21 protein-coding genes and 1 pseudogene are annotated in these 20736 nt (G+C 70.5%); 14 read left to right on the top strand and 8 right to left on the bottom strand.

What is annotated here, in order from left to right; genetic code table 11:
• Positions 1–14: 14 nt before the first annotated feature.
• A complete protein-coding gene (locus tag B7K21_RS00535) occupies positions 15–392 on the top strand; it encodes an RNA polymerase-binding protein RbpA (protein ID WP_084072991.1) in 378 nt (125 codons plus the stop codon).
• A gap of 103 nt (positions 393–495) precedes the next feature.
• Positions 496–576: pseudogene (locus tag B7K21_RS12890) on the top strand (hypothetical protein); the annotation flags it as partial.
• 255 nt (positions 577–831) lie between these two features.
• On the opposite strand, the gene pgl reads toward B7K21_RS12890, so the two are convergent.
• The 5 genes from pgl to tkt all read right to left on the bottom strand — a co-directional run bounded on the left by pgl (position 832) and on the right by tkt (position 7648).
• Positions 832–1542 carry a 6-phosphogluconolactonase gene (pgl, locus tag B7K21_RS00545; RefSeq protein WP_084072993.1) on the bottom strand — a complete coding sequence of 237 codons (711 nt, stop codon included), beginning with the start codon at positions 1540–1542 and terminating at the stop codon, positions 832–834.
• Positions 1539–2447 (bottom strand): glucose-6-phosphate dehydrogenase assembly protein OpcA, encoded by a 909-nt coding sequence (locus B7K21_RS00550; protein ID WP_084074742.1) that lies wholly within the window; start codon positions 2445–2447, stop codon positions 1539–1541. Before B7K21_RS00550 ends, pgl begins: the two co-directional genes overlap by 4 nt.
• Positions 2444–3892, bottom strand: coding sequence for a glucose-6-phosphate dehydrogenase (zwf, locus tag B7K21_RS00555; RefSeq protein ID WP_234989117.1), 1449 nt, complete (start codon positions 3890–3892; stop codon positions 2444–2446). The genes B7K21_RS00550 and zwf overlap by 4 nt, the downstream gene beginning before the upstream one ends.
• Before the next feature lie 70 nt (positions 3893–3962).
• Positions 3963–5588, bottom strand: a complete 1626-nt coding sequence (locus tag B7K21_RS00560) for a glucose-6-phosphate isomerase (RefSeq protein WP_234989118.1) — start codon at positions 5586–5588, stop codon at positions 3963–3965.
• Complete coding sequence (gene tkt / locus B7K21_RS00565) at positions 5585–7648, bottom strand: transketolase (protein ID WP_234989119.1); 2064 nt, start codon at positions 7646–7648, stop codon at positions 5585–5587. The genes B7K21_RS00560 and tkt overlap by 4 nt, the downstream gene beginning before the upstream one ends.
• A gap of 122 nt (positions 7649–7770) precedes the next feature.
• Between tkt and B7K21_RS00570 the strand changes: the two genes are divergently transcribed.
• From B7K21_RS00570 to der, 11 genes are all read left to right on the top strand, one after another.
• The gene (locus tag B7K21_RS00570) at positions 7771–8733 is read left to right on the top strand and encodes a heme o synthase (protein ID WP_084072996.1); all 963 of its coding nucleotides are present in this window, start codon (positions 7771–7773) and stop codon (positions 8731–8733) included.
• Between the two features lies 1 nt (position 8734).
• Entirely contained in the window at positions 8735–9655 is a 921-nt protein-coding gene (locus B7K21_RS00575) for a site-specific tyrosine recombinase XerD (protein ID WP_084072997.1), read from the top strand.
• Positions 9624–10502, top strand: coding sequence for an AAA family ATPase (locus B7K21_RS00580; RefSeq protein ID WP_084072998.1), 879 nt, complete (start codon positions 9624–9626; stop codon positions 10500–10502). Before B7K21_RS00575 ends, B7K21_RS00580 begins: the two co-directional genes overlap by 32 nt.
• A 1-nt stretch (position 10503) precedes the next feature.
• Complete coding sequence (locus tag B7K21_RS00585) at positions 10504–11397, top strand: ScpA family protein (RefSeq protein ID WP_234989120.1); 894 nt, start codon at positions 10504–10506, stop codon at positions 11395–11397.
• Positions 11394–11951 carry an SMC-Scp complex subunit ScpB gene (gene scpB, locus B7K21_RS00590; protein ID WP_084073000.1) on the top strand — a complete coding sequence of 186 codons (558 nt, stop codon included), beginning with the start codon at positions 11394–11396 and terminating at the stop codon, positions 11949–11951. Before B7K21_RS00585 ends, scpB begins: the two co-directional genes overlap by 4 nt.
• Positions 11951–12700, top strand: a complete 750-nt coding sequence (locus B7K21_RS00595; RefSeq protein ID WP_084073001.1) for a pseudouridine synthase — start codon at positions 11951–11953, stop codon at positions 12698–12700. Before scpB ends, B7K21_RS00595 begins: the two co-directional genes overlap by 1 nt.
• A 61-nt stretch (positions 12701–12761) precedes the next feature.
• Positions 12762–13124, top strand: coding sequence for a chorismate mutase (gene aroH, locus B7K21_RS00600; RefSeq protein WP_084073002.1), 363 nt, complete (start codon positions 12762–12764; stop codon positions 13122–13124).
• 11 nt (positions 13125–13135) lie between these two features.
• Entirely contained in the window at positions 13136–14188 is a 1053-nt protein-coding gene (locus B7K21_RS00605; protein ID WP_084073003.1) for a prephenate dehydrogenase, read from the top strand.
• Positions 14185–14892 carry a (d)CMP kinase gene (gene cmk / locus B7K21_RS00610; RefSeq protein WP_084073004.1) on the top strand — a complete coding sequence of 236 codons (708 nt, stop codon included), beginning with the start codon at positions 14185–14187 and terminating at the stop codon, positions 14890–14892. Before B7K21_RS00605 ends, cmk begins: the two co-directional genes overlap by 4 nt.
• Positions 14889–15599, top strand: a complete 711-nt coding sequence (locus tag B7K21_RS00615; RefSeq protein ID WP_084073005.1) for a 1-acyl-sn-glycerol-3-phosphate acyltransferase — start codon at positions 14889–14891, stop codon at positions 15597–15599. Before cmk ends, B7K21_RS00615 begins: the two co-directional genes overlap by 4 nt.
• The gene (der, locus tag B7K21_RS00620) at positions 15596–17092 is read left to right on the top strand and encodes a ribosome biogenesis GTPase Der (RefSeq protein ID WP_084073006.1); all 1497 of its coding nucleotides are present in this window, start codon (positions 15596–15598) and stop codon (positions 17090–17092) included. The genes B7K21_RS00615 and der overlap by 4 nt, the downstream gene beginning before the upstream one ends.
• Before the next feature lie 3 nt (positions 17093–17095).
• Here der and B7K21_RS00625 read toward each other — a convergent pair whose 3' ends face one another.
• From B7K21_RS00625 to B7K21_RS00635, 3 genes are read right to left on the bottom strand one after another with little or no spacing between them, the layout of a single operon-like run.
• Positions 17096–17527, bottom strand: coding sequence for a DUF1801 domain-containing protein (locus tag B7K21_RS00625; RefSeq protein ID WP_084073007.1), 432 nt, complete (start codon positions 17525–17527; stop codon positions 17096–17098).
• A 48-nt stretch (positions 17528–17575) separates the two neighbouring features.
• Positions 17576–18343, bottom strand: coding sequence for a glycerophosphodiester phosphodiesterase (locus tag B7K21_RS00630; protein WP_084073008.1), 768 nt, complete (start codon positions 18341–18343; stop codon positions 17576–17578).
• Positions 18340–19281, bottom strand: a complete 942-nt coding sequence (locus B7K21_RS00635) for an alpha/beta hydrolase (protein ID WP_084073009.1) — start codon at positions 19279–19281, stop codon at positions 18340–18342. The genes B7K21_RS00630 and B7K21_RS00635 overlap by 4 nt, the downstream gene beginning before the upstream one ends.
• A gap of 77 nt (positions 19282–19358) precedes the next feature.
• Here B7K21_RS00635 and B7K21_RS00640 point away from each other — a divergent pair, with 77 nt between their 5' ends.
• A complete protein-coding gene (locus B7K21_RS00640) occupies positions 19359–20726 on the top strand; it encodes an MFS transporter (protein ID WP_084073010.1) in 1368 nt (455 codons plus the stop codon).
• The last annotated feature ends 10 nt before the right edge of the window (positions 20727–20736 follow it).

The raw sequence follows: 20736 nt of genomic DNA on the forward strand, positions 1-20736 counted from the left end.
ACTGAGGGGTAGACATGGCTGGAGGAAACGCCATCCGCGGCTCTCGCGTGGGAGCCGGACCGATGGGTGAGGCCGAGCGCGGCGAGTCCGCGCCCAGGCGCACCGTCGACTACTACTGCGCGAAGGGTCACGTCACGAGCCCTAGCTTCGCTCTCGGCGAGGACTTCGAGGACCCGGAGATCCCGCTCGAGTGGGACTGCCCGCGATGCGGCCTCCCCGCGGGTCTCGACTCGGAGAACCCGCCTGAGCCGCTGCGGAACGAGCCCTACAAGACGCACCTCGCCTATGTGAAGGAGCGCCGTTCGGAAGAGGAGGGCAAGGCCCTTCTCGACGAGGCGCTGAGCGAGCTCCGCGCGCGTCGCGGCGACGCTCCCGTCGCCGTCGCAGACTGAGACCTCGGTCGGGAAGCGCTCGGGGTGCGCGCGTGTTGACGCGTGCGACCCCTGTACCCACCGTTGAGGAGTCACGATCGAGTACTGCGTTCCCTGCGGGTATCTGCCGCGCGCGACGGAGGCTCAGACTCGGCTCCTGGAGGAGTTCGGCAACGCGCTCGACGGCGTCACCCTGAAGACCGGACGCAAGGGCGTCTTCACGTTCACCGCGGACGGTGAGCAGATCTACTCGAAGCCGAACGAGTTCGATATCGATGCGATCGTCGCGAGCGTGCGGGAGCGGCTCGGAGAGCCGGAGACCGTCGGAGTCAGCGCCGAGGGCCGGGACCTGCTCATGGGCAAGAAGCATTAGGCGCAGCGGCGCCACGGACGACGAGGGGGATCCCGCCACGCTGGCGGGATCCCCCTCGTCGTCTTCCGGTCTGCGGCGGCGAAACGCCTAGACGAGCGTCGAGGCCGCCGCGTCGATGAGCCACAGCGTCTCTTCGCCATGGGCGGCCGCGCCAGGGAGCTCGCGGTCGCCGTGGAGGCAGCGAGCGACCGAGTCGGCCTTCTCGGCACCCGCGGCGACCACCCACACACGGGACGCACGCTGGATGGTGCCGAGCCCCAGCGAGACGCGCGTAGGGGGCGGCTTGGGGGAGTCGTGGACGGCGACCACGTCGGCGCCGGGCTGGGTGTAGCCGTCGTGCCCGGGGAAGAGGGACGCGACGTGCCCGTCAGGACCGAGCCCCAGCATGAGCACATCCCACTTCGGGGAACCGGCTGCCTCGATCTCGGCGAGGTAGGCCGACGCGGCCTCGTCTGCCGTGACGTAGACGTCCGATGCGCCCATACGGTGGATGTTCTCCTCGGGGATGGGCAGGTGGGTGAGCATTGCCTGCTGTGCCTGGCCCTCGTTGCGGTCGGAGTGGCCGCTGGGGACGAACCGTTCGTCGCCCCACCACACGTGCACGCTCGTCCAGTCGATCGAGTCGGCCAGTGGCGACGAGGCGACGGCCGCGAGCGTGCGCGTGCCCACAGTGCCGCCCGTCAGCACGACGTGTGCGACGTGCTTGGTCGTGAGCACGTCCTGGACCGTGACCAGCAGGCGAGCGGCGGCGGACTGCGCGACGGCCTCGGCGTCAGGGAGGACCACGACGCGCGTCATGAGGCAGTTCCGAACGTCGCGAGGGCCTCCCCGTAGACCGGATCGTCGTCGAGGCGACGCAGCTCTTCCGCGAGGCACTCGTCGAGCGTCCGCGCGGGCAGCGCGATGATGTGGTCGGGCTGTCCTGGCTGGCTGAGCGTCGCGTGGTGGCCGTCGGGCCTCGAGATGCTGATCTCACCTGACGGCGTCTCGAGGACGATGTGCTGGAGCGCATGCACCGAGGCGTCGTACGTGGCCTCGATCTCGCAGCCGAGCACGTTCTTGAGCCACGCGCCAAGGAGCAGGATCGACGGGCTGTCCATGTCTCCGTGGATGCGCGCCTTGGTGACGACCGGCTCTGCGACCTGCTCCAGTGCGGAGGCGAGCAGCGCGCGCCAGCGCGTGAGCCGGGTCCACGCGAGATCCGTGTCGCCCTGGCGGTGGTCGTGCGCGAGGCAGCGCAGCACGAAGGCCGGGTCAGCGTCGCCCTTGGAGTCCGTGATGCGGCGCTGAGCCATCTTGCCGAGGCCCGTCACGGAGCACTCGTGAGGCACGTCCGCAGGCCACCACGCGACGATAGGGGCGTCGGGGAGCAGCAGCGGAGTGATGAGCGTGTCGTCGTGGCCCACCTGCTCGCCTGACGGGCGGAGCACGATCACCTCGGAGGCGCCGGCGTCGCCTCCGACGCGGATCTCGGCGTCCAGACGTGCCTCAGTTCCTGTCTGGGGCGCGATCACGATGATCCGGCAGGGGTGCTCGCGGGACGCGACGTTGGCCGTGGCGATCGCGGCTTCGAAGTCGGCGCCCTTCGCGTCGATGACGAGCGTCATGACGCGCGCGAGCGTGATCACGCCGCCCTCGCGCTGCGACTGCACGAGTCGCTTCGCGATCGCGGACGTCGTCGTGTTCGGCATCTCGATGATCATGGTCGCCTCCATGCACGCCCGTCGCGTGCCAGCATCTCATCCGCGCTGGGCGGTCCCCACGTGCCCGAACGGTACGGCTCAGGCTGGCCCTGAGTGGACCAGTACTCGGTGATGGGGTCGAGGATCTTCCACGACAGTGCGACCTCCTCCTGGCGGGGGAAGAGCGGCGGATCGCCCAGCAGGACGTCGAGGATCAGCCGCTCGTACGCCTCCGGGGAGCTCTCGGTGAACGCATTGCCGTACGCGAAGTCCATCGTGACGTCGCGTACCTCCATGGTGGAGCCCGGCACCTTGGAGCCGAAGCGCAGCGTGACGCCCTCGTCGGGCTGGACGCGGATCACGAGCGCGTTCGTGCCCACGTCGGAGCCTTGGATGTGCTGGAAATAGGGCGAGGGCGCCTTCTTGAAGACGAGGGCGATCTCGGTCACGCGCCGGCCCAGCCGCTTTCCGGCCCGCAGGTAGAACGGCGTGCCGTTCCAGCGTCGGTTGGGCACGTCGAGGCGGATCGCGGCGTACGTCTCCGTGATCGACTCGGGCGAGATGCCGTCCTCGTCGAGGAAGCCGCCGACCTGCTCGCCACCGCGCCAGCCCGCGGCGTACTGGCCGCGGGCGGTGCCGAGGCCGAGGTCGGACGGCAGCTGCACCGAGCGCAGCACCTTCTCCTTCTCCGTCCTCAGGTCGGCCGCCTCGAAGCTCGCCGGCTCCTCCATGGCCGTCAGTGCGAAGAGCTGGAGGAGGTGGTTCTGGATCACGTCACGGGCGGTGCCGATGCCGTCGAAGTAGCCGGCACGCGACCCGATGCCGATGTCCTCGGCCATGGTGATCTGCACGTGGTCGATGTACTGCGAGTTCCAGATCGGCTCGAAGAGCTGGTTGGCGAAACGGATCGCCAAGAGGTTCTGCACCGTCTCCTTGCCGAGGTAGTGGTCGATGCGGAAGACCGAATCGGGAGGGAAGACCTCCGAGACCACGTCATCGAGACGCTCGGCGGACTCGAGGTCGTGACCGAACGGCTTCTCGATCACCACGCGGCGCCACGTGCCCTCCTTGGGGTCGGAGAGCCCTGAGTCGCGCAGTTGCGTGATGACCTGCGGGAAGGCCGACGGCGGGATGGACAGGTAGAAGGCGTGGTTGCCTCCTGTGCCGCGTCTCTCGTCGAGGTCCTCGACGGTTCGGCGCAGTTCGGCGAACGCCTCGGGGTCGTCGAAGGTGCCCTGGACGAACCGGATGCCTTCGGAGAGCTGGCGCCACGTCTCCTCGCGCCACGGCGTGCGCGCGTGCTCGCGAACGGAGTCGTGCACGACCTGCGCGAAGTCCTCCCGTCCCCACTCACGGCGCGCGAAGCCCGTGAGCGCGAATGCGGGAGGCAGAAGCCCTCGGTTCGCAAGGTCGTAGACCGCTGGCATGAGCTTCTTGCGTGCGAGGTCACCCGTGACACCGAACATCACGAGCCCGCAGGAGCCCGCGATCCGGGGGAGTCGACGATCTCGTGGATCCCTCAGGGGGTTCAAATGATCAGCCTTCCATCAGGGCCGTCAGACGCGCGGTCTGCGACGGATCGGTCAAGGTCAGGGTCAGGACGGGACGGCCCCGCGCGGCGAGTGCGGAGGCGTCCGCGGCAGCCTGGGCGTCGCGCAGCTGCCCGAAGGTCAGCGCACGGCCAGGGATCGCGAGGTCCTCGGCGTAGGGCGCCACGATCTGAAGATACGCGCCGAGGGGGGCGCCGCCTTTGTGGAGCTGTCCGGTGGTGTGCAGTACCTGTGGGCCCCAGCCGAACGTGACGCTGCGGTCGATGCGGCGGGCGACTGCGCGTCGGAGACGTGGCAGCGAGGGGAACGACTCCTCGTCGGCATACGCAACCACGGCGAGGTAGCCGCCGGGGCCGACGGCGTCCTCCAGCATGAGTAGCGCCTCGGCGACGGTCGACGCGTCGCCCAGCAGCCCGGGCGAGGCACGCACCTCGATGCCCTCGTCCAGGAATGCAGGGTCAGCCGGTGCCGTGTCGTCGTCGATCAGGGCGCGCGCGGCATCCTTCGACGCGTCGACCTCTGGCTCGTCGAAGGGGTCGACCCCCAGGAGTCGGCACGCGATCGCGGTCGCGTGCTGCCACAGGAGGAGCTGTGCGCCGAGCGTTCCGGCTGCGGTCACCAGGGCGTGCTCCGCCGAGGGCTCGTCGTCGAGGCCGACCAGCCGGCACTCGAGTGCGTCTGCGCGGTTGAGTTCGGGCGCAGGCGTCTCGGAGACGACGGGCAGCAGGCCGACGCCCGCCTTGCCGGTCGACTCGGCGAGGAGGTGCTCGACCCATGCCGTGAGGCCCACGTGACCTGAGCCGGCGTCGGTGAGCACGATGGTCGATCGTGGTCCCGCGAGCGCGGCTGCCAGGATGAGGGCTGGGTTGGCAGCGTCGTCCTCGGCCAGCGAGTCGGCGACGGCGGCCGCCTCATCCAGGAGTTCGTGGACCGCCACACCTGCGAGCGCAGCCGGGACGAGTCCGAACGCCGTGAGCACCGAGAAGCTCCCACCGACGGTGGGGTCCGCGAGGAAGATGTCCCTGGCGCCGTCCTCGAGCGCCCGGCGGTGCAGGGGGCTGCCCTCGTCGGTGACCACGACGATGCGGGACCATGCGTCGACGCCCGCCGCGTCGCACGCCTCGACGAACGCACGCCGGTGCGCGTCCACCTCGACGGTGTCGCCCGACTTCGAGGCGAGCACCAGGACGGTGGACGCGAGGTCGCCCGCGAAGGCGCGACGGACGGCCTGGGGGTCGCTCGTGTCGAGCACCTCGAGCGGCACCCCTGCAGATCCGCAGATGACCTCGGCGCCGAGCGCGGCGCCGCCCATGCCCGCGAGCACGACGCGGGTCAGCCCGTCGCCGCGTGCGTCGACGAAGAGCCCCTCGAGACGTTCGAGGAGCTCTCGCGAACTGACGTGAAGCGATGTCCACCCCAGGCGCACGCGGGCGCGTTCGTGCGCGTCCGGTCCCCAGAGGGTGGGGTCCTGAGCGGTGAGCCGCGAGGCCACCTCGTCACGCACGAGCCCGGGGATGAGGTGGTCGATCGTGTCGACAGTCTCAGCGCTCGCCGTGAGAGCGAGGTGGGCCTCATGGTCGAGGCCCACCCAGCTGCTCAGGTGTCGGGTCACTCAGCCGCCTTGAGGGCGTCCTTCGCGACCGCTGCGACATTCTCGGCCGTGAAGCCGTACTTCTCGAGCAGCAGCGCGCCGGAGGCCGACTCGCCGAAGTGATCGATGCCGATGGTGCGTCCGGCGTCGCCGACGATCTCGCGCCAGCCGAGCGGCGAGCCCGCCTCGACGGAGACACGCACCTTGAGAGCGGACGGCAGCACGGACTCGCGGTACGCGGCGTCCTGACGCTCGAAGCGCTCACGCGACGGCATGGAGACCACGCGGGCCTTGATGCCGTCGGAGGCGAGGGCCTCGCGCGCGGCGAGCGCCACCGAGACCTCGGAGCCGGTCGCGACCAGGAGCACGTCGGCATCCTCGTCGGCGCCTGCGAGCACGTAGGCGCCCTTGGCGACGCCCTCGGCCGAAGTGCCCTCGAGCGTCGGGACGTTCTGGCGCGTGAGGATGATCGCGGAGGGACGGTCCGTGGTCTCCAGGATCGTCTTCCACGCGTATGCGGTTTCGTTCGCGTCGGCGGGGCGGATGACGTCGAGGCCGGGGATGGCGCGCAGCGTCGCGATGTGTTCGATCGGCTGGTGGGTGGGGCCGTCCTCGCCCAGTCCCACCGAGTCGTGCGTCCACACGAAGGTGGTGGGGATCTGCATCAGCGCAGCCAGGCGGACCGAAGCACGCATGTAGTCGGAGAACACCAGGAACGTGCCGCCGTACACGCGCGTGAGGCCGTGGAGCGTGATGCCGTTGAGGATCGTGCCCATGCCGAACTCGCGGATACCGAAGTGGAGCGTGCGGCCGTACCACTCGCCGTCCGGGTAGGAGTGGGTCGAGCGGCGCGGCGGCAGGAACGACGGCTCGCCGTCCATGGTCGTATTGTTCGATCCGGCGAGGTCGGCCGAGCCGCCCCACAGTTCGGGCAGCACCGGCGCCAGGGCGGACAGCACCTTGCCGGAGGCGGCGCGAGTGGCGACCTTGCCGCCGACCTCGAACTCGGGCAGAGCCTCGGTCCAGCCCTCGGGCAGGGCGCGGTCCATCAGACGCGCGAGCAGTGCGGCGCGCTCGGGGTTCTCGTCCTGCCAGCGGGTGAACGTCGCGTTCCACTCGGAGTGCGCCTGCTGGCCGCGGTCCTTGACCTGCTGCATGTGGGCGAGGATCTCGGGCTCGACGACGAACGACTGCTCAGGGTCGAAGCCGAGCACCTCCTTGAGGCCCGCGACCTCGGCGGCGCCGAGCGCGGAGCCGTGCACGCCGCCGGAGTTCTGCTTGGTGGGCGAGGGCCAGCCAATGATGGTGCTGAGCGCGATGATCGAGGGCTTCCCGGTCTCGGCCTTCGCGGCCTCGATGGCCTCGAGCAGCGCGGCGGGGTCCTCCTGGTAGCCGTCCTTGCCGACCCAGGACACGTGCTGGGTGTGCCACCCGTAGGCGGCGTAGCGTCCCAGGACGTCCTCGGTGAACGAGATGTCCGTCTCGTGCTCGATCGAGATCTTGTTGTCGTCCCAGATCACGATGAGGTTGCCGAGCTCCTGCGTGCCTGCAAGCGCGCTGGCCTCGTGCGAGACGCCCTCCTGCAGGTCGCCGTCGCCGGCGATGACGTACACGAAGTGGTCGAACGGCGACGAGCCGGGCGCCGCGTCGGGGTCGAGCAGGCCGCGCTCACGGCGCGAGGCCATGGCCATGCCGACCGAGGAGGCGATGCCGGTTCCCAGAGGGCCGGTCGTGATCTCGACGCCGTCGGTGTGGCCGTACTCGGGGTGGCCGGGCGTGCGCGAGCCCTCGGTGCGCAGTGCCTTGAGGTCATCGAGGCCCAGGTCGTAGCCGCTCGCGAAGAGCTGGAGGTACAGCGTGAGCGACGAGTGCCCCGCGGACAGTACGAAGCGGTCGCGGCCGATCCACTTCGAGTCGGCGGGGTCGTGGCGCATCACGTTCTGGAACAGGAGGTAGGCGGCGGGCGCCAGCGAGATCGCGGTGCCGGGGTGGCCGTTGCCCACCTTCTCAACTGCGTCGGCGGCGAGCACCCGGAGGGTGTCGACGGCGCGGTGGTCTGCTTCGGTCCAATTCAGGGTCACGGACGTCTCCCAAGTGATTCAGCGTTGACGCACCCAGCCTAGTGGGCGTGGGCGCGCGCCGAGTCCCTCCACGACCGGGACGGAGGTCCCGTTCCGGGTGTGCGCGGGCGTAGACTCGGAACATGCCCCTGAACGCGAGCGCTGTGTCCGACGTGCCCGCGCCGACGGTGCCGCGCTGGCTTCACGCGACGCGCCGCGTCAAGGCGTATGTCGCGCTGATGAAGCCGCGCGTGATCGAGCTGCTGCTGGTGACGACGCTGCCGGCCATGGTGCTGGCCGCGGACGGATGGCCACCCGTCGGGCTCACGATCCTGACGCTGGTGGGCGGCTTCCTCTCGGCAGGTGCCGCGAACGCCTTCAACAGTTACATCGACCGCGACATCGACGCGGTGATGAAGCGCACCCGACGCCGTCCTCTGGTCACGGGCGAGGTAACCCCGCGTGCGGCGCTCGTGTTCGCCTGGTCGGTCACGATCGTCTCGGTGCTGTGGTTCTGGGTGCTCGTGGGGTCGCCGTTGGCGACGTTGCTGACCGTGCTCGCGATCCTGGGCTATGTGGTCGGCTACACGATGATCCTCAAGCGCCGGACGGCGCAGAACATCGTGTGGGGCGGCATCGCGGGCTGCATGCCCGCGCTGATCGGCTGGGCCGCGGTGACAGAGTCGCTCGCGTGGGAGCCGTTCCTGCTGTTCCTCATCGTCTTCTTCTGGACTCCGCCGCACTACTGGCCGCTGTCGATGAAGTTCAAGCGCGACTATGCGCACGCCGAGGTGCCGATGCTGCCGGTGGTGGCGTCCACGCGTCGCGTGGCGATCGAGATGATCGCGTACGCCGTGGCAATGGTCGTGACCTCGCTGATCCTGGTGCCGGTGGGCGGAATGACGTGGGTGTACGCCGCTATCGCGCTCGGCTCGGGCGCGTGGTTCACGTGGGGCTGCATCGCGCTGTACAGGCGCTCGCTCCACGGCGATACCTCGCTCAAGGAGATGCGGCTCTTCCGCGACTCGATCGTGTACCTCACGCTCGTGTTCGCCGCAGTGCTCGTGGACCCGTTCCTGCCTGATGTGCTGACGGCCTGGAGCTGACGTGCTCGCGAGCGAGCGGGAGGCCTACCTCGCGCACCTCGCTGTCGAGCGCGGCCTGAGCGACAACACCCTCGCCGCCTATCGCCGTGACCTGGAGCGCTACGGGCAGTTCCTCGCATCCCGCGCGCGCGACGCGATCGCAGACGTCACGCGCGACGACGTGGCCGCGTTCGCGAGCGCGATCGGCACCGGATCGGACGGCGGCAGCGCGCTCGCGCCCGCGTCGGCCTCTCGCGTGGTGGTCGCGGTCCGCGGATGGCATCGGTTCGCGGTCGCGGAAGGGTGGTCGGACGACGACCCCTCCGTCGAGATCAAGCCGCGTGCGGTGCCGAAGCGCCTGCCCAAGGCCATTCCGACCGACGCTGTGGCGGCCATCCTCGAGGCCGCGTCGCCCGAGGACGGGCCTGCCTCGCTGAGGGACAGGGCGCTGCTCGAGCTCGTGTACGCCACGGGCGCGCGCATCTCCGAGGCCGTGGGGCTCGACGTGGACGACGTCAGCCTCGAACCGGGCGGCGAGAGCGTGCTCCTGCGAGGCAAGGGGCGCAAGGAGAGGGTGGTGCCGGTCGGCGGCTACGCGACCGAGGCCCTGCACGCGTATCTCGTGAGGGGCAGGCCCGCGCTCGCCAGCCACGGCGTCGGGCTGGCGGCGGTGTTCCTCAACGCGCGCGGCGGAAGGCTCTCACGCCAGAGCGCGTGGGCGATTCTGAGGGCCGCGGCAGAGCGCGCGGGCGTGCCCGACGTCAGCCCTCACACGCTCCGGCACTCGTTCGCCACGCACCTGCTCTCGGGTGGTGCCGACGTGCGCGTGGTGCAGGAGCTGCTGGGTCACGCCTCGGTGACGACGACGCAGGTGTACACCCTGGTCACACGCGACACGCTGCGCGAGGTGTATGCCTCTGCTCACCCGCGCGCCCGCGGGTGAGAGGCGCGCGGCCGGGGGTAACCTGGGGCCCGTGACCGACTTCGCCATTCCGCAGCCGCTGACCTCTCACGGACCTGCCCGCGTGGTCGCGCTGTGCAATCAGAAGGGCGGCGTGGGCAAGACGACCACGTCGGTCAACCTCGCCGCCGCGCTGGCGGAGTACGGCCGACGCGTCCTGCTGGTCGACTTCGATCCCCAGGGTGCGGCGTCGGCCGGCCTGGGCATCGCCTCGCACGATCTGGTGACCACGGTCTACGACCTGCTGATGGGCTCCGACGTGCCCACGAAGGACGTGATCCTCCCGACCTCGTACGAGAACCTCGACGTGCTCCCAGCGAACATCGACCTGTCCGCAGCTGAGGTGCAGCTCGTGGGCGAGGTCGCACGTGAGAGCGCGCTCGCCCGTGCGCTGAGGCCGATCGAGGACGACTACGACGTGGTCCTCATCGACTGCCAGCCGTCGCTGGGCCTGCTGACGGTCAACGCGCTCGTCGCCGCCCATGGCGTGGTGATTCCGCTCGCCTCGGAGTACTTCGCGATGCGCGGCGTCGCGCTGCTGGTGGACACGATCAAGAAGGTCCAGGACCGCCTGAACCCGCGCCTCACCATGGACGCGATCGTCCCGACGATGTACGACGCGCGCACGCTGCACTCCCAGGAGGTCGTGGAGCGCGTCCGCGAGGCCTTCGGGGATCGCGTGACGGACACCATGATCCATCGCACCGTGAAGTTCCCCGACGCCACGGTCGCCGCCGAGCCCATCCTGTCCTTCGCCCCGGCACACGCCGGATCGGAGTCGTACCGGAGGCTGGCGCGCGAGCTCGTCGCCCGGGGTGCGGTCGCCTGACGTGACCGCCGAGGCCGTCGAGCCCACCCAGGCATCGCGAGGCGCGTTCGAGGTTCACCTCGACAACTTCGAGGGACCGTTCGACCTGCTGCTGTCCCTCATCTCCAAGCACGAGCTGGAGATCACCGAGGTCGCGCTCGGGCGCGTGACCGACGAGTTCCTGGCGATCGTGCGCGTGCGGGAGGGCGAGTGGGACCTGTCGCAGGCCTCGGAGTTCCTCGTCGTGGCCGCGACCCTGCTCGATCTCAAGGCGGCGCGGCTGCTGCCGCAGGGCGAGGTCGACGACCTCGAGGATCTCGAGCTGCTCGAGGCGCGCGACCTGCTGTTTGCCCGCCTCCTGCAGTACCGCGCGTTCAAGGAGGTGGCGGCATCGTTCGACGGGATGCTCGCTGGGCCGCGCAGGATCGCGCGCGATGTGCCACTGGAGCCGCATTTCGCGATGCTGCTTCCCGAGCTCGTGTGGAGCGTGACGCCCGACGACCTGGCGCGGCTCGCGGCGCATGCGATGCAGCCCAAGGCGGCTCCGACGGTGTCGATCTCGCATCTGCACAATCCCGCGGTGAGCGTGCGCGACCAGGCGCAGCTCATCGCATCGCGGCTGCAGCGTGCGGGCGCCGTCACGTTCCGCTCCCTCGTCTCGGACGCGGACGACGTCAACGTGGTCGTGGCACGGTTCCTGGCGCTGCTCGAGCTGTTCCGTGAGGCGGCCGTCGCCTTTGACCAGGTACGCTCGCTCGGCGAGCTGACCATCCGGTGGACCGGCGGCAGCGGCGAGATCGAGGTCTCAGCCGAGTTCGACGAGGACGACGGCATGGGCGTCGCTCTGGACGCGGCCCGGCGTGCCGAGGTCGCCGAGTCGGCGCAGCGCGAGACGCAGGAGAGGACCCAGGAGTGACCGACACGCAGACCCGAGGCGCGATCGAAGCGGTGCTCATGGTCGTCGACGAGCCGGTGCAGCCGGCCGAGCTCGCGGCCGCCGTGGGCGTTCCCGTGGACGACGTGACCGCGACGCTCCACGCGCTGCGAGACGAGTACGCCGATCCCGAGGCGCCGCGCGGCTTCGAGCTGCGCGAGGTGGGTGGGGGCTGGCGCATGTACTCGTCGCGCCTGTACGCCGACGTCGTGGGCGCGTTCATCGTCGAGGGCCAGTCCGCGCGGCTGTCGCAGGCGGCGCTCGAGACCCTGGCCGTCGTCGCGTACCGCCAGCCCGTGACCCGTGGTCAGGTGTCCCAGGTGCGCGGCGTTAACGTGGACTCCGTGATGAAGACGCTGAGCGCACGCGGCCTGGTGACCGAGGTGGGGGAGCAGGGCGGAGCCGTGCTCTACGGCACCACCACCGAACTCCTGGACCGTCTGGGGATCTCGTCGCTCGACGAGTTGCCTCCGCTGGCGCCCTACCTTCCTGATCTGGCCGACATCGACGGCGCCGACGGCGCGGGGGAGCGCTGATGGCCGAGCTCGAGATCCACCGCCCCGAGGGCATTCGGCTGCAGAAGGTCCTCGCTTCCGCTGGCGTCGGTTCGCGCCGCAAGTGCGAGGAGATGATCGAGGCCGGTCGGGTCAAGGTCAACGGCGAGGTCGTGGACCAGCTGGGCGTGCGCATCGACCCCGATGATGTGGCGATCGAGGTCGACGGCAAGCGGATCTCGGTCGACGACCGCATCGTCACCGTGGTGCTGAACAAGCCCGCGGGCGTCGTCTCCACGATGTCGGACCCGCAGGGCAGGCCCGCCCTCGATACGTACGTCGCCGGCTACGCCGAACGCCTGTTCCACGTGGGTCGCCTTGACGCGGAGACGACGGGCGTGATCCTGCTGACGAACGACGGCGAGCTCGCCAACCGCCTGGCGCACCCCACGCACGGGGTGTCCAAGGTGTACGTGGCGAAGGTCGAGGGCAGGGTCGCGAAGCAGGTCTGCACGCAGCTGCGCGCCGGAGTCGATCTTGACGACGGACCCGTGCGTGTGAGCGACTGCCAGATCCTCGACGTGAGCGGCGAGAGCTCGCTCGTCCAGGTCGAGCTCCATGAGGGACGCAACCGCATCGTGCGACGCATGCTCGCTGCCGTGGGCCACCCTGTGCTCGAGCTCGTGCGCACGCAGTTCGGCCCCATCCGGCTCGGCACGCTCGCCCCTGGCGAGGTGCGCGTGCTGGGACGCGAGGACGTGGGTGCGCTCATGGAGGTCGCGGGTCTCTGACGGCGGTCGTCGCGCGCACCGGGTGGCTCCGTGGGGTGCGCTGACCGATACGATGAACCCCATGACCGTTCGTGCGATCCGTGGCGCCATCACGCTCGAGGTGGACGAGAGGTCTCACCTCCACGAGCGCACCAAGGAGCTGGTGGATGCGGTGATGCGTGAGAATGCGCTCACGACCGACGACGTCATCTCGGCGATCTTCACGGTGACCCCGGATCTGGTCTCTGACTTCCCCGCGGCGGCGGCGCGTGACATGGGCTTCGGCGCGGTGCCGCTCATGTGCGCGCAGGAGATTCCCGTCCCAGGTGCGCTTCCCCGCGTGGTGCGCGTGATGATGCACGCCGACATGGACGTGCCCCGCGATGAGGTCGTCCACGTGTACCTGCGCGAGGCGGTCGCCCTGCGGCGCGACCTCGCCCAGTAGGGACCCGAGCCATGACACAGCAGCACGTGCACCTCGTGGGTGCAGGCCTCATCGGTGCGAGCATCGGCATCGGCCTGACGGCCGCCGGGTGGGATCCCTCGATCGAGGACGCCGACGCGTCGGCCGAGCAGGTCGCCTGGCGCATCGGCGCGGGTCGTGCGCTCAGTGACGCCCAGTCGCCTTCGCTCGTGATCGTCGCCGTCTCGCCCGCGGCTACGCCCGACGTGGTCGTCGCGTCGCTGCGTCGCTGGCCCGACGCCGTGGTCACCGATGTGGCCTCCGTCAAGGGCCCGGTCGCCGCGGCTGCATCCGCCGCCGGGTTCGGCGCGCGGTACGTAGGGTCGCACCCGATGGCTGGTCGCGAGGTCTCCGGCACGCTGGCCGCCCAGGGCGATCTGTTCAAGGCTCGCCCGTGGGTCGTGTGCCGAGGAGAGGCGACCGACGCCGCGGTCGAGTCGGTCGCGCGCGTCGCCCGTGTGCTCGAGGCCGATGTGGTGGCCATGGATGCCGAGGCGCACGACGCCGCGGTCGCGCGAGTCTCGCACGCCCCGCAGGTCATCGCCTCGGCTGTCGCCGCTGCGCTCGGTCCCCTCGCCGCGGACGACGTCGCGCTGGCGGGCCAGGGTCTGCGCGACGTGACCCGGATCGCGGCGTCCCCGCCCGGCATGTGGTCGGAGATCGCGCGGCTCAACCAGGCGGCGCTCGAGCGCACGCTCGACCACATCATCGGAGACCTCGAGGATGTGCGGGAGTCGGAGGACATCGGGGCAGCGCTCGAGGACCTCATCGCGCGCGGCAACGTCGAGGTGGCCCGGATCCCCGGCAAGCACGGCGGCGTGCAACGCGACTGGACGCCCGTGACGGTGATCGTTCCCGACGAGCCGGGTCAGCTGGTGCGCCTGCTGCAGGATGCGGCGTCGGTCGGTGCGAACGTCGAGGACATCTCGATCGAGCACTCGCCTCGTCAGCCTGTAGGCCTCACGACCCTGTACGTCCTTCCCGCGAGCGTCCCGCAGCTCGTGGAGGCGCTCGAGCATGCGGGTTGGACGGTGGCTTCCTCATGACCGGAATCGTGATCGCGATCGACGGCCCGGCCGGCACGGGGAAGTCGACCGTCGCGCGCGAGGTCGCTCGGCGGCTCCGCCTCGCCTACTTCGACACGGGCGCGACGTACCGGGTGGGCACGCTGTGGTGCCTCAAGGAGGGCGTGGACCTCGCGAACGCCGACGACGTGGCCAACATGGTCGCGACCATGAACGTCGAGCTGCACCTGAGCCCAGACAACCCGCGCATCCTGCTCGACGACGAGGACGTGTCCCAGCTCATCCGATCGGACACCGTCGCGCTCACGGTATCCAAGGTGGCGACGAACCTCGAGGCCCGGAGCATCCTGGGGGACTGGCAGCGGCGCGTCATCGCGCTCGAGCGCGACGGCGGGTTCTCGGACGGACGCGGCGTCGTGGCAGAGGGCCGCGACATCACGACGATCATCGCGCCAGAGGCCGACGTGCGTGTGCTCATGACCGCCGACGAGGAGGTGCGCGTCGCGCGCCGCGCGGGCGAGGGAGCGGACGCCGCCACAGTGCGTGAGGCCGTGCTCGGTCGCGATCGCCAGGACGCGACGGTGGTGGAGTTCCATACCGCTGCGGACGGCGTCGTCACGCTCGATACCACGCACCTCACGATCGAGGAGGCCGTGCAGGCGGTGCTCACCCTCGCGCGCGAGGCGCAGGACGAGATCGAGGGTTCGGGAGAGGCCCCCGCGTGAGCGACGCTCGCACTCCCAGCCGCTGGGGACCGCGATGGTCGCGCTGGGTCGGGCTCTTCCTCGCGCGTGTCCTGTGGCGCACGGACGTGCGCGGTCGCGATCACGTCCCCGCCGACGGCCCCGTGCTGATCGTTGCCAACCACGTGGGGCTCATCGACGGCCCGGTGCTGCATGGAGTGATCCCGCGCGGTTCCCACTTCCTGATCGGCGGGCACATGATGCGTGGTGTGCTCGGCGCGATCCTGCGCGCGGCCCAGCAGATCGAGGTCCAGGGCTCCGGCAGGGCCGCCCTCGCGCAGGGGCTCGCGGTCCTCAAGCGCGGAGACGTGGTCGGCATGTTCCCCGAAGGGACGCGCGGCGCCGGCACCGTGGACGAGGTGCACGGTGGCGCCGCGTGGCTCGCGATCCAGTCCGGTGCACCCGTCGTGCCGGCGGCCCTGGTCGGCACGCGCCTGCCAGGCGAGTCTGTGAACGTCTGGCCCGCGCCGGGGCGCCGCATCGTGGTCGACTTCGGCGCACCCGTGACTCTCGATCCGCCGCCCGAGCTGAAGGGCAGGGCGCGCCAGCACTGGGCTGCCGAGCGCGTCGGCCTGGCGTTGCGAGAGCATCTCACGGCCGTGCTCGACACGACCGAGATCCCACTTCCCATGGACGACCCGCGTCGCGACGCCCAGCCGGGTAGCGTGGCGCCTCAGGAGGACTCATGAACGACGACGACGTGCTCGGCCCCGACGAGGCGCTGCCGGCGCCGCACGAGTCCGACCCTGAGGAGAGCCTGGACGAGGTGCGCGAGGCGGCGCTCCGCGCGGGCCTCGAGGCCTACGACCTGACGGACGAGGACTTCGCGGCCCTCGAGGGGGAGTCGTACCTCGACACGGAGGAGGCGCTGCCGACTCTTGCGATCATCGGACGCCCCAACGTCGGCAAGTCCACGCTCGTGAACCGCATCATCGGCAAGCGGCTCGCGGTGGTCGAGGATCGTCCCGGCGTCACGCGCGACCGCGTCAACTACCGCGCCGAGTGGGCGGGGCGCGACTTCAACTTGCTCGACACGGGCGGGTGGGAGAAGAACGTCACCGGCATCGACCTCAGCGTCGCGCAAGCCGCCGAGGCGGCGATCGACCTCGCTGACGCGATCGTGTTCGTCGTGGACGCCACCGTGGGGGCGACCGCCACCGACGAGCAGGTAGTTCGACTGCTGCGCAAGGCGGACAAGCCCGTGGTGCTCGCGGCGAACAAGGTGGACGGCCCTCAGGGGGAGCTTGAGGCGGCTGCGCTGTGGAACCTGGGGCTCGGCGAGCCGTACCCCGTATCCGCGCTGCACGGCCGCGGCACGGGAGACCTCCTGGACGCCGCGATCGCCGCGCTGCCGGAGGAGATGCCCCAGGTGGAGGTCGCCGAGAATGCACCTCGCCGCATCGCCCTCGTGGGACGACCCAACGTCGGCAAGTCGTCGCTCTTGAATCAGCTGGCAGGGGAGCAGCGCGCGGTGGTGCACGATCTCGCGGGCACCACGCGCGACCCCGTCGACGAGGAGGTCGAGATCGGCGGACGCCCGTGGACGCTCGTGGACACCGCAGGCATCCGTCGTCGCGTGCACCAGACCAAGGGGGCGGACTTCTATGCGTCACTGCGCACGCAGACCGCGATCGAGCGCTCCGAGATAGCCCTTGTGCTGCTCGACGCCTCGGTGCCCCTGACGGAGCAGGACACGCGTGTGATCTCGCAGGTCGTCGATGCCGGACGCGCGATGGTGCTGGTGTTCAACAAGTGGGACCTCGTGGGCGAGGACGAGCGCTTCCTGCTCGAGCGCAGCATCGAGCGCGACCTGGTGCAGCTCACCTGGGCTCCCAGGGTGAACCTGTCGGCGCGGACCGGCTGGCACACGAACCGTCTGCTGCCGGCGGTGGACCTGGCGCTCTCGAGCTGGGATCAGCGCATCTCCACGGGACGCCTCAACACGTTCCTCGGCGAGCTCGTGGCCGAGCACCCGCACCCTGTGCGCTCGGGCAAGCAGCCCAAGATTCTGTTCGCGACGCAGGCGTCGACCAGTCCGCCGCGCTTCGTGATCTTCGCGAGCGGGTTCCTCGAGCCCACCTATCGCCGGTTCATCGAGCGCCGTCTGCGCGAGGCGTTTGGCTTCGAGGGCACGCCGATCCAGATCTCGGTGCGCGTGCGGGAGAAGCGCAAGAAGCGCTGAGCGTCACGCGGTGGCGTCGTGGTCGCCCCTCGCCATGCCCGCGACGGCGAGTTCACGCAGCACCTGCACGTCGATGTCGTCGAGGCGCTTCACGTACACGCACCCGACCCCGGTCGTGTGCGCACCCAGGCGAGTCAGCGCCGTCTCCTGTGCTTCGGAGTCCTTGAGCCCGTAGAACGTCAGCTGCGCCTTGCGGGGCGAGAAGCCGACCTTCATCCAGTCTCCCGAGCGTCCGCTCGCGTACTCGTAGTGGTACGTGCCCCATCCGATGATCGACGGTCCCCACATGACGGGGTCCTCCCCGGTCGCCTCCGTGAGCAGAGCGACGACGCGTTGGGCCTCGAGCCGGCGCCGCTCCGGCGTAACCCGTGCGACGAACTCCTCCACGGGCACGTCCGTGGGACGGGTCTTGGCTCCGGAGCCTGAATCGCCCATGGCACCAGTCTGCCGCGTGGACGCCCGACGCGCGGGCGGGCGGTCCGGTCAGGCCCAGCGGCCGTGCCGCTCCAGGGTGGCGCGGAGCAGGTCCGCGCGATCGGAGACGAGTCCATCCACGCCCATGGCGATGAGGCGTTCCATCTCGCCGGGATCGTTGACCGTCCACACGTGCACCTGCTTGCCGGCGCGGTGGGCCGCGGAGACGTGCGCCCGCGTAAGGATGCGTGCGCCCTGCACCCGTGCGGGGATCTGGAGCGCGTCCACGCGGCGCAGCGTTCGGCCGACGCCCCGACCGGTGATGCCCGCGGCGAAGAACGGCGCGGCCTCGCCCGTGCCTGCTGAGGTCGCCACGGGGCGCGACAGCCTGGCGACCGTCGCTTCTCGGCGCGCCACAGAGAACGAGGCCACGCACACCCGGTCATGGGCGCCCGTCCGCTCGATGGCTGTGGCGATCGGCTCGATGCCGCTGACTGCCTTCACGTCGATGTTGACGCGCAGCTCTGGCCACGTGCCGAGGAGGTCCTCGAGCAGCGGCACCGGCTCCACGCCGCCGATGCGGGCCTCGCGCACCTGAGACCATGGCAGGTCGGCCACCAGGCCTTGGCGATCGGTGGTGCGATCGAGCGCCGCATCGTGCAGGGCGACCGCCACGCCATCCGCAGTGCCGTGGGCATCGGTCTCGACGAAGCGGAATCCCAGGTCGACGGCGGCCTGGAACGCGCGCATCGAGTTCTCGAGCCCCTCGCGCGAGAAGCCACGATGGGCGAGCGCCGCGACGGCGCCTTCAGTCTCGAAGTACGGGTGCCTCGTCATGGCCGTGCCCCGGGGGCGAGCGCACTGTCCAGGAACCCGGTGACCGCATCGAGGTAGAGCCGCCGGGGTGCATCGTCGGACAGGCATAGGTCATGGATGCCGTCCGGCACGACGAGCACCTCGGCGCGCGGGCCGAGCCGTGGCGCGAGGCGAGAGATCGCCCTCACGTCGACGACCGTGTCCTGCCGCATGTGGTCCGGGTTGTCGAGCGACTCGGGCCCGCCCGCGGCCGCCCGCGCTGCGAGCACGGGGATGTCGAGGTCGAGCCCACGCGCCACCGTGCGTTGCGCGCGCGCCACGGCGAGCAGCCAGGCCGCCCTGGCGGGCACGCCCTCAGGGCGCTTCCATGCCGGGTCGAAGTGCCAGGGCCCGCCGTTGAGGTCCAGCAGGCGCGTCGCATTGAGGGACCGGCCCTCCGAGACGACTGCGTGTGGATCCCGGCGCGCGATGACGGGCAGCACGGCGGGGCTGATCCGTGTGCGCCACGTGGCCGGAGAGCCGAACCACGGGCTGTCCAAGACGAGTGCCCGCACGGGCGCGGTGCCCTGCGCGGCCAGATGTACTGCGGCGGCGAGGCCGCCGGTGGAGTGTGCATGAATCGCGAGCGGCGCGTCGGGCATGAGAGACGAGACCGCGTCGATGGCGGCGGCGAGGTCCTCGCCCTGCTCTGAGATGTCGTCGAAGTAGTGCGGAAGGTCACCTTCGCGCAGGGACCGCCCGCAGCGGCGGACGTCCACCGCGAAGAACGCGTAGCCGGCGTCGGCGAGGGCGTCGGCGAGGTGAGTCTGGAAGAAGTAGTCGTTGTGCCCGTGGAGGTGCAGAACCGCGCCCCGTGGCGTCGCCGGCTGCGCGACCCGGCGCACGAGAGTGCCCTGCGCCACGGGAGCCGCCTCGTAGCCGGGCAACACGTCGGGCGAGAATTCCAGGTGCGATGTCACGTTCCGAGCCTACTGAGCGCGCGACGCACCGGCGTCCTCGTCACCCCTCGTTCACTCGGATAGGGCAGTCTTGCCCCATGAGCGCTGAGGGAGGCGCCCCCGACGGGGCCGAGATCATGACCGGGACCACCACGCCTGAGGCTCGCATCCCCAGGCGGCGCGTCGCCGCGTGGGCGCTGTGGGACTGGGCCACGCAGCCGTTCAACTCCGTGATCGTGACGTTCGTGTTCACGGCGCTGTATCTCACGTCGGAATCGTTCATCGATCCTGAGATCGCCGCGCTGGGCGAGGACCACCCGGCCTACGAGCTGGCGCTCGCCGGTCTCACGAGCGGGCTGGGACTCGCGGGCACCCTTGCCGGGGTGCTGGTGGCGCTGCTCGCCCCCGTGCTGGGGCAGCAGGCCGATACGGCCGGCCGCCGCAAGCGCTGGCTCGCAGTGGCCACCGGCGTGCTCACGATCGTGACCGCGGCCCTGTACTTCGTGGAGGCCGCGCCCTCCTACTTCGTGCTGGGCGTGGGGCTCATCGCGATCGGTCTCGTCGCCAACGAGCTCGCGGGCGCGCAGTACAACTCTCTCATCGGTCAGGTGTCGACGCCGCGCACCGTGGGGCGCGTCTCAGGGCTGGGCTGGGGCCTGGGCTACGTGGGCGGCATCGTGGCGCTCGTGATCGTCGTGGTCGCCGACGCGAGCGACTGGTGGGGCCTCGACACGAGCAACGGCATGGCCTACCGCCTGATCGCCGTCGGCGCGGCGCTGTGGACCATCGCGTTCGGCTGGCCGATCTTCGTGTTCGTGCCTGAGCCGGGGGCGACGGGGCGCGAGAAGGTCGGCTTCCTGGCCGGATATGGACGGCTGTGGCGCGACATCATGCGGCTGTGGCGCGATGCTCGCACCACGCTGTGGTTCCTCGTCGCGAGCGCGATCTATCGCGACGGTCTCGCAGGCGTGTTCGCGTACGGTGCGGTGATCGCCGCAGTGTCGTTCGGCTTCGGCAGCACGGAGGTGATGATCTTCGGCGTCGCCGCGAACCTCACCGCAGGTCTCGCCACCATGGCCGCAGGCATCATCGACGACAAGATCGGGCCGCGCACGCTCATCCTGTGGTCGCTGGGCGGCATGATCGTCGCCGGACTTGCGGTCGTGGTGTTCCACGGCATCGGCCCCATGATCTTCTGGGTCGCAGGCCTGGTGCTGTGCCTGTTCGTGGGACCGGTCCAGTCGGCGTCCCGTTCGCTGCTCGCGCGCGTGGCGCCTGCCGGCAAGGAGGGCGAGATCTTCGGCCTCTACGCGACGACCGGGCGCGCCGCGTCCTGGATGGCGCCGCTGCTGTGGACGGTCACCATCGCCGCCACGGGAGCGACGATCTGGGGCGTGCTGGGCATCATCGCGGTCATCGTCGTGGGCTTCGTCGCGCTGCTGCTGGTGAAGATCCCGACGCGCTGACGCGTCGCGC

It is taken from the genome of Demequina sp. NBRC 110052 (assembly GCF_002090075.1).
Lineage (GTDB): Bacteria > Actinomycetota > Actinomycetes > Actinomycetales > Demequinaceae > Demequina.